This window comes from Arcicella lustrica, assembly GCF_034930985.1.
Classification (GTDB): Bacteria; Bacteroidota; Bacteroidia; order Cytophagales; family Spirosomataceae; genus Arcicella; species Arcicella lustrica.
This window is the reverse complement of sequence record NZ_JAYGIM010000010.1, coordinates 152,011-163,874: the sequence shown is the minus strand read 5'-3', so window position 1 is coordinate 163,874 and position 11,864 is coordinate 152,011. Positions and strand designations below refer to the sequence as shown.

Below are 11,864 nucleotides of genomic sequence, written 5' to 3'. Positions count from 1 at the left end.
TTCATGAAAAATATCATTAAAACCATATACATCAGTTTGGGGATTAGTTTGCTATTTACCTCATGCAATACTCAACTGGATTTAGCGCCTGAAAGTAGTATCAGCGACGCCAATTATTGGAAAACTGCCGACCAATTTGATGCTTTTGTATCGGGTATTCACGTTCGTTTCAGAAGTCACAATGCCAGTTTTCAGGCTTTGGGAGAAATGCGTTCTGATATTTTTGGGACGGAAGACAATAGCCCAAGTACTTTCACGGGTGAAGCCACGCAAGGTTTAGAACGCATGTGGTTGCAAAATCTGGACATGGATAATACAGGTGTGAGCAATTTTGGAGGATTTTACAGCAATATCGTTCAACTCAATTTGTTGATTCATAAGCTAAATGCTACCAATATTGTTTCAGATGCCAATAAAAACTATTATTTGGGTATTGCACATGGGATGCGTGCATTTTATTACTTTCATTTGTATCGTTCATGGGGCGGTGTGGTAATTCAAACAGAGCCTGTTTTATCAATAGATATTGCAAATTTGGCAAAAGCGGCTTCACCTGAAGCAGAAGTAATGACCTTGATTAAAGCTGATATTGATAAATCGGAAAGCAGTTTTGGTACTAATTATACTTTCAGAAATAATAAAGGCTATTGGTCAAAAGCAGCTACGCTGATGCTAAAAGCCGAAGTATCACTTTGGAATAGTCATCGTGGTGGTGGTTCTGTTGATGCCACTACGGCATTAAATGCGCTGAATGACATCAAAACAAATATTCCGAACTTAACTTTATTACCCAATTATAGCACAGTATTTACTGCTGGTAATAAAGGGAATAATGAGATTATTTTTGCCATTCGATATGTACTCAATGAAGCTACAATGGGTTTTGTTGCGAGCTCATTTGTTCCACAATCTGGTTTGATTTCCAACTTTTATGATCTCAATGGTTCACGACAATTTAATGTAACTACCGACAACTGGGGAGGACTTTTGCGTGCGCCAGTACGTATTGCTACTTATCAAAAATTTGATGATAACGATAGTCGAAAATTGTCTTCTATTCAACCTGCTTTTAGTAAAAAAGGTACTGGGTTTGAATTGGTGGGTTGTTTTATCAATAAATTTCAAGGAGAACAAAATGCGGGTTCACGTGCTTTTACCAACGATTATCCTATTTATCGTTATGCAGATTTATTATTAATGATGGCAGAAGCAAAAGTAATTTTAGGACAAAATCCTGCTAATGAAATCAATTTAGTGAGAGCCCGTGCTTATGGAGCAAAATATGATGCAAGCAAATACGCTTTTCCAAATCAAGCCAAAGATGCTAGTCCACTCAATGCCATCTTAGATGAAAGATTATTTGAATTTGTTTTCGAAGGAAAAAGATGGTACGATTTACGCCGTGTAGGCAACAATTATGTATTTGCTAATACTAGCCTTTCATCAAACGAAGCATTCAAATTATTATGGCCAATCGACCGTAACTCACTGACAAACAATAGGTCATTAGTACAAACTGCTGGTTATCCAGTCTTTTAGTTTTATCATCCAGAGCGGGTACTCGCCTGCTCTGGATATGATTTTCTATTTTTTAAAATGATAATTTATATGAAAACAACACATCTTTCTGGACTTATTGCGGCGCCATTTACGCCCATGAATGCCGACGGAACCCTTAATTTAGCGGCTATTCCAGCTTATTATCAAATGCTTAAAACCAATGGCGTAACAGGTGCATTCATCTGTGGTTCTACGGGCGAAGGCGTTTCAATGACACAAGTAGAGAAAAAAGCTGTTGCCGAAGCATGGGCAATTTGTACTCGTCACGATGACGATTTTAAAGTGATGTTATTTTTGGGAGGAACCAGCCTCACCGATTGCAAAGAGTTAGCGTTGTTTGCTCAAAAAATTGGCTTATACGCTATTTCATTTACAGCTCCTTTTTACTTCAAACCTGCTTCGGTAGAAATGTTGGCAAATGCTTGTAGAGAAGTAGCCGCTGTTGTGCCAGAAATGCCATTTTATTATTATCATATTCCTGTGTTGACGGGTGTAGATTTTGCCATGTATGATTTGTTAAAAGCGATAGATGGCAATGTTCCTAATTTTGCGGGCATCAAATATACTCATGAAGATTTTATGGATTACCAATCGTGCATGAGCTTTCAAAACGAAAAGTATGATATGTTATGGGGACGAGACGAAAATATGCTTTCAGCCTTGGCTTTAGGAGCAAAAGGTGCGGTTGGGAGTACTTTCAACTATGCAGCACCACTGTATCATCAGCTTATTCAGTCTTTTGAAGACAATGATTTAGTAAAAGCAAGAGCGTTGCAAATGACTTCAATAGAAATGATTCGTTTATTGGGAAAATATGGTGGGATTTCTACAGGAAAAGCATACATGAAATTAATCGGTCATGACTGCGGAACGTTTAGAGCACCCGTTAGAAATATGACGTCAGCCCAGTTCGAAGTATTCAAGCAGGATGTGGAATCATTGAATTTCTCCTTATTTTGCTCAAAATCTATTCAACACATTCATGAAGCAAATTCTAATGTCTCTTTCACTCTCGATTTTAACTTACAATAGCATTGCTCAAAACAATGCTATTCAAACCATTGATTGGAGTATTCCGACCCAACTTCCTGTTGCCGAAGGACATCACAAACAAATGGGTTTAGCTGGGGCTATCGCAGGATACTGTCGAGATGTATTTATCGTGGCTGGAGGATCCAATTTTGAAGATGCTCTTCCTTGGGAAGGGGGAAAAAAGAAGTATTTCGACGATATTTATTTCTTGAAAAAAGACATAAATGGCGTAATTGCTTGGCAAGAAAAAACCTTACGTCTTCCCGAAAAGAAGGCTTATGCAGCTGTGGTAAATACTTCTGATGGAATAATTTACGTGGGAGGAGAAAATGAAAAAGGATTAAGTAATAAAGTTGTTTTAATACAAGTATTTCGTAATCAGATTAATACAAAAATATCGTTGTTCCCCGATTTGCCTTTTGCACTTACTAATGCAGTAGCAACATTGGTCAATAATCAATTATTTGTTGCTGGAGGCGAAAAGATAGATGGAGTTTCATCAGCATTATTGCGCTTAGATTTAAACAATTTAGCACTAGGCTGGAAAATCTTGCCAGATATTCCTGAAAAAGTATCACATACGGTTTTCCTTAATCATGGCGAAAAACTGTATTTGTTGGGTGGTCGCCAAAAGCAAGCATCAGGAATCAGTACTTTATTCAGTGCTTGTTTTGCGTTTAATTTAATCACCCAAACATGGGAGAAACTTCAAGATTTGCCCTATCCTTTATCGGCAGGAACAGGCTGTGTCGTTGGGGAAAATACTTTAGCAATGTTCGGTGGTGATAAAGGAACAACTTTTCATCAGGTAGAAAAGTTACTCGTTGCCATTCAAGCGGAACAAGACTTAGAGAAGAAACAGCGATTAATTCAAGAAAAAAATCAATTGCAGATAAATCATCCCGGTTTTAGTCAGGAAGTATTATTGTACAATATTACTAGTAATCAATGGACTAGCACCAATAACATCGGTTTTCAAACGCCAGTAACTACGCAAGCAGTTATGTGGGATAAACAAATTATCATTCCTTGCGGAGAAGTAAAAGCGGGTGTGCGTACAGCGAATATTTTGGTGGGAAAACTAAACCCATAGATTTGATTTGTAAAGTATTAATATTTCAATTTAGAAAAAATGGCTTCAAAAACATATAAATGGTTGGTAGTAGCTCTATTATGGGGCGTAGCTTTACTCAATTACTTGGATAGACAAATGCTATCGACCATGAAAGCAAGTATGCAGGCGTCTATTCCAGAGCTACAAACTGCTGCAAATTTTGGCTATTTGATGGCTATTTTTCTGTGGATTTATGGTCTTATGAGTCCCGTTGCTGGCATTGTAGCAGATAGATTCAATCGAAAATGGATAATTGTAATCAGTCTTTTTGTTTGGTCTAGTGTTACTTTTTTGATGGGATATACTACTTCTTTCAACCAACTTTTTTGGTTAAGGGCATTAATGGGCGTTAGCGAAGCTTTGTATATTCCTGCGGGTTTGTCGCTGATTGCCGATTATCATAGTGATAAAACTCGCTCGGTAGCCATTGGTATTCACATGACTGGTCTTTATGTTGGGCAATCACTAGGTGGATTTGGAGCGACTATTGCGGAACATTATTCATGGCAAGAAACCTTTCATTTTTTTGGTATTATCGGTATTATTTATGCTTTGATATTACTCTTACTGTTGAAAGAACAAAAAATAAAAACAAGTAAAAAAGTTGAAAATGAGGCGCCAAGACCGCTTTTGAAAGATTTGAAAGTACTATTTGGAAATCTTTCATTTTGGTTATTGCTATTCTATTTCACAATTCCAAGTTTGTCGGGTTGGGGAATTAAAAACTGGTTACCTACACTTTTTGCCCAAAATTTACAGATTGAAATGGCAAAAGCTGGTCCACTTTCTACGATTGCCTTGGCTGTGTCTTCTTTGTTTGGCGTTTTATTTGGAGGAGTATTATCAGATAAATGGATACAGAAAAACCCCAGAGGACGTATTTTTACCAGCACCATCGGACTGGGGTTAACTGTTCCCGCCTTATTGTTTTTGGGCTTTGGACATAGTGTAGTGCATTTGGTTTGTGCAGCACTTTGCTTTGGCTTTGGTTACGGTATGTTCGACGCCAACAATATGCCGATTTTATGTCAATTTGTTAGTCCACAGCACAGAGGTACTGCTTATGGTATCATGAATATGTGTGGCGTATTTGCAGGGGCTTTTATTACCAATCTTTTAGGAAAATCAACCGACCAAGGGCAACTCGGCTACGACTTGGCAATTTTAGCGGGTTTTGTCTTACTGGCTTTAGCTATTTTTTTAGGGAAAATGATGCATATTCGGATTAAGGATTTTTGATTTTGGACTGAAAAGTACTCCAATTATCATTCACTTGATTTGAATTTTCCATGTTACAATTCCCTAATTTTCAAAGGAGAAAAAGATGTACTCAACACAAGAACTTATAGATTTAAGAGATTTTTATCGGAAACAATTATTGGATGATACGATTCCTTTTTGGTTTCCAAGAAGTATCGATATAGAACAAGGAGGTTATTTATTGATGCGAGACCAAACAGGCAATTTGCTTGATGACGACAAAGCTGTTTGGATTCAAGGCAGAGCGGCGTGGATGCTTGCCACTTTATACAATACTTTTGAAAAAGATAGCAAATGGATAGAAGGCTCCAAAAGCGGTATCGATTTTTTGAATAATCATTGTTTTGATACTGATGGACGAATGTTTTTTCATGTAACTCGTAATGGACAACCCCTTCGAAAAAGACGTTATTTCTTTTCAGAAACCTTTGCGGTGATTGCAAATGCTGCCTATGCCAAAGCAAGTGGTGATTCACAAGCTGCTGATAAAGCGAGAGAACTTTTTGGTAAGTGCATCGAATATGCTAGTAATCCAAGTTTATTACCTGCCAAATTCACGGCTGTGCGTCCAGCAAAAGGTATTGGAGTACCAATGATTATGATTAATACTGCTCAACAATTGCGAGAAAATATTGGCGACGAGCGTTGCGATGAATGGATTAGTCGTTGGATAACGGAAATTGAGCGTGATTTTATCAAAGATGATATTCAATGTGTGATGGAAAGTGTTGCCTTAGATGGAAGTATTATCGACCATATCTACGGGCGAACGCTGAATCCGGGACACGCTATGGAAGGTGCTTGGTTTATTTTGCATGAGGCACGTTACCGAAATAACGACCAACATTTAATTGCCTTGGGTTGTAAAATGCTAGATTATATGTGGGAACGTGGTTGGGATAAAGAGCATGGAGGTATTTTATATTTCAGAGATGTTTATGATAAACCTGTGCAAGAATATTGGCAAGACATGAAATTCTGGTGGCCTCATAACGAAGTAATTATTGCCACTTTGTTAGCGTACTTAATGACAGGCAATGAAAAATATGCCCAATGGCACCGTTTGGTGCATGATTATGCTTATTCACATTTTCATGATAAAGAGTATGGTGAATGGTTTGGTTATTTACACCGTGATGGTACTGTAGCACAAACTGCTAAAGGAAATCTCTTCAAAGGTCCCTTTCATTTGCCTCGCCAAGAATGGTATTGTTATAAAATTTTAGCAGAATTTTTAGAAAAATAAATCTCATGAAAAATACTCTTTTACTGATTATACTCTTTTTATTTTTTGGTACAATTGCGTCAAAAGCTCAATCCGTTCCAGTATTTACTGCTGGTACTGAAGGGCATAAATCTTATCGTATTCCAGCTATTATCAAACTTCCAAGTGGCGATCTTTTAGCTTTTGCCGAAGGGCGTGTACAAGGTGCTGGCGACTTTGGCGATATTAATATTGTATTGAAAAGAAGTAAAGACAACGGCAAAACTTGGGGAAAACTTTCAACAGTCGTCAACTATGATACACTTCAAGCAGGCAATCCTGCTCCTGTGGTTGATTTAACCGATAAGCGTTTTCCGAAAGGTAGAATTTTTCTTTTTTTCAATACTGGAAACAACCATGAAGGCGAAGTCCGTAAAGGAAAAGGTTTGAGAGAAGTATGGTACAAAACTTCTACTGATGGTGGATTTACTTGGAGTGATGATGTGAATATTACGACACAAGTACATCGTCCCAATCAGCCACAAACTAATCCTATGTATAATTTTAAAGAAGATTGGCGCTCGTATGCCAATACACCGGGGCATGCAACGCAGTTTTTAGCAGGAAAATACAAAGGTCGTATCTATGTAGCAGCCAATCATTCAGAAGGGAATCCACGTAAACAATCTGCTGATTATTTTGCTCACGGATTTTATACTGATAATCACGGAGAAAGTTTTCAATTAAGTGAAACCATCATGAAAGAAGGTGGAAATGAAGCCACAGCGACACCTATTTCGGGAAATCGTTTGATGCTAAATGCCCGTAATCAAAAGGGTGACGTTAGGCAAAGAATTGTGGCAATCAGCAATAACGGAGGACAAACATGGGATAAAACCTATTTTGATGCCAATTTGCCAGACCCCGTTTGTCAAGGAAGTATTTTGACGATAGGACAACAAAAAGGCAAACATATTTTAGCATTCTGTAATGCCGCCGATACCCAAAAACGTGACAATTTAACCCTGAGAATTAGTTTTGATGATGGGCAAACTTGGCCTATTGCCAAATTGGTTGATAAAAGCAGTGATAAGCAACAAAATGACTATACTGCCTATTCGGATATTGTAGCAATCGGCAAGCGTGAAATTGGAGTTTTATATGAAAAAAGTAACTATACACAAATCGTTTTAAACACAATATCATGGAAGTAAAAACGCTTGTAACTTATTTCTTAGTACTTTTCTGTCATTTTACGGCATCCACTCAAGTAGCGGTTCCACAATTTAGCGATTCGTTATTTTCGACCTATTATCATCAACGAGTATCGCATTTTAAAAGTCTTCCGCAAACTCAAAGTGATATTATTTTCTTGGGAAATAGCATTACTGACGGCGGAGAATGGAGTGAAATGTTTCAGGATTTACATGTTAAAAATAGAGGCATTAGTGGCGATAATACGGCAGGAGTTTTACATCGTTTATCAGAAGTATATAATCGTAAACCCGACAAAGTTTTTTTGCTAATTGGCACGAACGACTTAGCAAAAGGTATTTCGCCAGATAGTGTTATCAAAAACATTCGTTGGATTACGACAATACTCAAAGAAAAATCGCCCAATACAAAGATTTTTGTACAAAGTATTTTACCGGTAAATGAGTCTTTCAATAAGTTTGGAGGACATACCAGTAAAAAGCAACAAATCTTGTCTGTGAATAAAATCCTCAGTACGATTTCAGCAAGTATTCCTTTTACTTTTCTGGATATTCATGCTGCTTTAGCTGATTCAACTGGAAGGTTAGATGTTCGCTTCACCAATGATGGTTTGCATTTGAATGGTGCGGGTTATCAAAAATGGAAATCATTAATAGAACATAAAATGTATTTACTGCCCAGCCTGTTACCATTTCCTAAACAACTGGCTTGGACAAGACAATTGTTTTTATTAAAAACCTGTAAAACAATTTATTACAATCATTCTTCTTTAAAAAGAGAAGCCGTTTTTTTACAAAAACAATTGGCTAAAAATGGGTTTAAAGTAAATATTACTTCTAAAAAAGACCCCAAAAATACTTGTATTGAACTCCTTCTTAGCAAATCGCCAGCGAATCATTTACCTGTAGAAGCCTATCAATTGAGAGTCAATACTGAAAAGGTTTCTTTAAGTGCTAATACTGCTCATGGAATTTTTAACGGCATTCAAACGCTTGCTCAATTGCAAGTCGGGAATGTAATTCAAGGTTGTGAAATTAGTGACAGTCCTGCTTTTTCTTGGCGAGGGTATATGGTGGATGTAGGTCGTAATTATCAGTCGATGCCACAATTATTGCAACAGATTGAGACAATGGCAAGATATAAACTTAATGTTTTTCATTTTCATTCAACCGAAGATATTGCTTGGCGTTTGGCAGTAAAAAAGTATCCTCAACTTACTGCTCCAAAAACAATGCAACGCCAGCAAGGAAAGTATTATAGCAGCGCTGAGATAAAACAGTTAATCGCTTTTTGCGAAGAAAGACATATTGAATTTGTCCCAGAAATTGATATGCCCGGACACAGCCAAGCTTTTGAAAGAGCAATGGGAGTAACCATGCAAAGTGCTGAAGGATTACGTATTGTAAAGGAAATTATCAAAGAGTTTTGTGAAACATATCGAGTAAAATACCTTCATATTGGTGGTGATGAGGTTAAAATAACCAATTCCAATTTTTTGCCAGAAGTGATAAAATATGCTGAAAGTTTTGGTAAAAAAGTAATTGGCTGGTCACCAGGTGGAAACCTTTCAGACCAAACCATTCGTCAACTTTGGATGGGACATGAACCTATTTTAAAAGATTATCAGTACATTGATACACGACATTTATACATCAATCATTTAGACCCATTGGAGGCTGTCACAACAATTTTTCATCGAAAAATTGGGGACAAAGATTCCTCTGATACTCATTCGCTAGGAGCAACACTCTGTTTGTGGCACGACAGAAATATTCAGAAGGAACAAGATTTATTAATAATGAATGCCGTTTATCCAAGCTTATTAGCCTTTGCAGAACGTACTTGGCTTGGTGGTGGAGAGACTAATTGGATAACGAATGTTTCAGCAAGTGATTCGAAAAAGGCAGCAATTTTTCAAGCATTTGAAGAAAGATTGATGGCTGAACGTTATCGTTTTTTTTCCAAAAAACCATTTCCATATCATCCACAAGCGCACATTCGTTGGCAAATGTTTGGTCCGTTTAATAATAAAGGGAATTTAGAAGCAAATTTTTCTCCAGAACATCCTAAGTTTTTAGAAACTAATCCATTGACAAATTTAGAAGCTTTGGGTGGAACTATCGTCTTGCGACATTGGTGGTCGCCAACAGTAAAAGGAGTTTTGCCGAATCCATTAGAAAACACGACTTGGTATGCCATTCAACAAGTGTGGAGCGACACCGATACGACGGCTTTTTTATGGCTTGGCTTCAATAATATATCAAGGTCAATGGCCACAAATGTGCCCAACTCGCAACAATGGGATGAACGTTTTAGCAAAATATGGCTAAACGACGATTTACTTGAGGCACCAGATTGGAAAAACGGAAATCAAAAGCCAAACTTAGAATTGCCTTTGATTGATGAAGGTTACGAATACAGAAAACCCTTATTGATAAAGCTAAAAAAGGGCTGGAACGAAATTAAAGTAAAAGCTCCTGTGGGCAGTTTTAAAGGAAAAGATTGGCAAAATCCAGTGAAATGGATGTTTACTGCACTTCCATTTTTTGAATAGCATTAACATGAAAAAGATTACACTTTGTCTATTGTCGCTTCTTGCGTGCTTGTGTCAAACGGTACAAGCACAGCTTGAGTTTCCTCTAATTTTTACCGACAACATGGTTTTACAGCAAAATATGGAAATTCCTGTTTGGGGAAAATCTTGTAAAAACTGTGAAGTTACCGTCTCTTTTGATAATATTTCAAGAAAAACAAGAGCAGATAAAAAAGGAGATTGGCAACTGAAAATTCCTGCTCATACGGCTGGCGGACCTTTTCAGTTAAGTATTTCTGATAAAAAGCAAGCTAAAACTTTACAAAATATTCTTGTGGGTGAAGTATGGCTTTGTGCGGGTCAATCTAATATGGAATTACGCCTTGAGCAGTCCAAAGAAGCTAAAGAAGAAATTTCCCAAGCCAGTAATTCTCAAATCAGATTTTTCCGTATGACAGCTCAAGACAAAGCCCGTCCTACAGCAAAAGTAGTTTTTGATGATAGTCTTCTGGCAGATTTGCAGGCAGGAAAATTCTATGAACCTACCACATGGCAAGTCTGCACAGTCGAAAACGCCGCCAAGTTTTCGGCTGTAGGCTACTATTTTGGCAAATCACTTCAGCATCAACTGAATGTTCCTATCGGACTGATTTGCAATGCCGTTGGAGGAACTACCACACAGGCTTATATTGATTCAGCGAGTTTGGCTTCTCATCCACAACTTCGTCAATTTGTGGATGCTAACTGGCTTGAAAGCGCTCAAGATATTCATCCTTGGGTACTTGAACGGAGTAATGAAAATTTAGCAAAAACAAAAAATGATGTTGTTCCAAATCGGAAGTTTTTACATCCTTTTGCAGGTTCATTTTTGTACAAAAACGGCATTCAACCACTATTGCCTTTTGCTATCAAAGGTGTAATTTGGTACCAAGGAGAATCGAACGCTACTCATCCCGAAATTCATACGCCACTATTTGAAACACTCGTAAAAAACTGGCGAAAGGCTTGGGGACAAGGAGACTTCCCTTTTTATACTGTACAATTACCAGCGATTGCCAATCGGAGTGCTTGGCCCACTTTTCGTGCAAGTCAGGAAGAGTTAAGTAAACGGATTGTCAATTCAGGAATGGTAGTAACGATTGATACTGGAGATTCTTTAGATGTGCATCCTACTGACAAAAAAAACGTTGGCGAGCGTTTGGGTTTATTAGCTTTAGCGAAAACGTATAATCAAAAAAATGCCTATTCTGGACCAGTCTTGCGAACTTACGAACAAAAAGGGCAGGAAGTACACCTTTATTTTGACCATGTGCAAGAGCTAAAAACTAAAGACGGACAAGTGCCGAAGAGTTTTGTTTTGCAAGGCTATAATTTAGGCGGAACAGAAGAATCCATTTTTTATCCAGAAAAAATTGAAATTCAACCAACAAAAATTATTCTTACGCTACCACCAAATCGACAAGTAACACAAATAAAATATGCTTGGTTACCAAATCCAAAATGTAATATAATCAATGAAGTTGGGCTACCGATGTCACCATTTAAATTTGATTTGAAAGGAAGTTTTTAAGGCTAAGTATTTGGAAGCATTTAGTCAAACCTATTAAGGATTCATATAATTATCTAATAATAAGAACTTTAATGTCAAATTCCTATAGGTTTATATTCTCAATTTATTGATTCCAAATATTTAAGTTAGTTTATATGATTTTTATTTAACATAATTATAATTATAATTCAAATATAGGATGCAATAATATTTGTCATTTTGTGCTTATTTAAATACTATAGGTAAAAAATGCTCTTCGGTCTAGTAATTGTATTAGAGCTTTCAGTCGTGAATTAGGTAGATTAAGTAAGAAAAAAAAGAAAGTAAATATAGAATAATCCAATTTTGGAAACTTTAAATACATAAGGATATAAATGCTTATCTTTCAAGCAAGAAC

At 37.1% G+C, this 11,864-nt stretch carries 8 protein-coding genes; all 8 read left to right on the top strand.

What is annotated here, in order from left to right; all coding sequences use genetic code 11:
- Positions 1-3: 3 nt before the first annotated feature.
- Positions 4-1,539, top strand: a complete 1,536-nt coding sequence (nanU, locus tag VB798_RS14140) for a SusD family outer membrane lipoprotein NanU (RefSeq protein ID WP_323259387.1) — start codon at positions 4-6, stop codon at positions 1,537-1,539.
- Between the two features lie 69 nt (positions 1,540-1,608).
- Positions 1,609-2,592 carry a dihydrodipicolinate synthase family protein gene (locus VB798_RS14135; RefSeq protein WP_323259385.1) on the top strand — a complete coding sequence of 328 codons (984 nt, stop codon included), beginning with the start codon at positions 1,609-1,611 and terminating at the stop codon, positions 2,590-2,592.
- Positions 2,543-3,685: a Kelch repeat-containing protein gene (locus tag VB798_RS14130; protein WP_323259383.1), complete on the top strand. Its 1,143-nt coding sequence runs from the start codon at positions 2,543-2,545 to the stop codon at positions 3,683-3,685. Before VB798_RS14135 ends, VB798_RS14130 begins: the two co-directional genes overlap by 50 nt.
- 39 nt (positions 3,686-3,724) lie before the next feature.
- The gene (locus VB798_RS14125) at positions 3,725-4,945 is read left to right on the top strand and encodes an MFS transporter (RefSeq protein ID WP_323259381.1); all 1,221 of its coding nucleotides are present in this window, start codon (positions 3,725-3,727) and stop codon (positions 4,943-4,945) included.
- An 85-nt stretch (positions 4,946-5,030) separates the two neighbouring features.
- Positions 5,031-6,212 (top strand): AGE family epimerase/isomerase, encoded by a 1,182-nt coding sequence (locus VB798_RS14120; RefSeq protein ID WP_323259379.1) that lies wholly within the window; start codon positions 5,031-5,033, stop codon positions 6,210-6,212.
- 5 nt (positions 6,213-6,217) lie between these two features.
- A complete protein-coding gene (locus VB798_RS14115) occupies positions 6,218-7,384 on the top strand; it encodes a sialidase family protein (RefSeq protein WP_323259377.1) in 1,167 nt (388 codons plus the stop codon).
- Entirely contained in the window at positions 7,375-9,939 is a 2,565-nt protein-coding gene (locus tag VB798_RS14110; protein WP_323259375.1) for a family 20 glycosylhydrolase, read from the top strand. The genes VB798_RS14115 and VB798_RS14110 overlap by 10 nt, the downstream gene beginning before the upstream one ends.
- A 7-nt stretch (positions 9,940-9,946) precedes the next feature.
- Positions 9,947-11,488, top strand: coding sequence for a sialate O-acetylesterase (locus tag VB798_RS14105; RefSeq protein ID WP_323259373.1), 1,542 nt, complete (start codon positions 9,947-9,949; stop codon positions 11,486-11,488).
- Positions 11,489-11,864 lie beyond the last annotated feature (376 nt).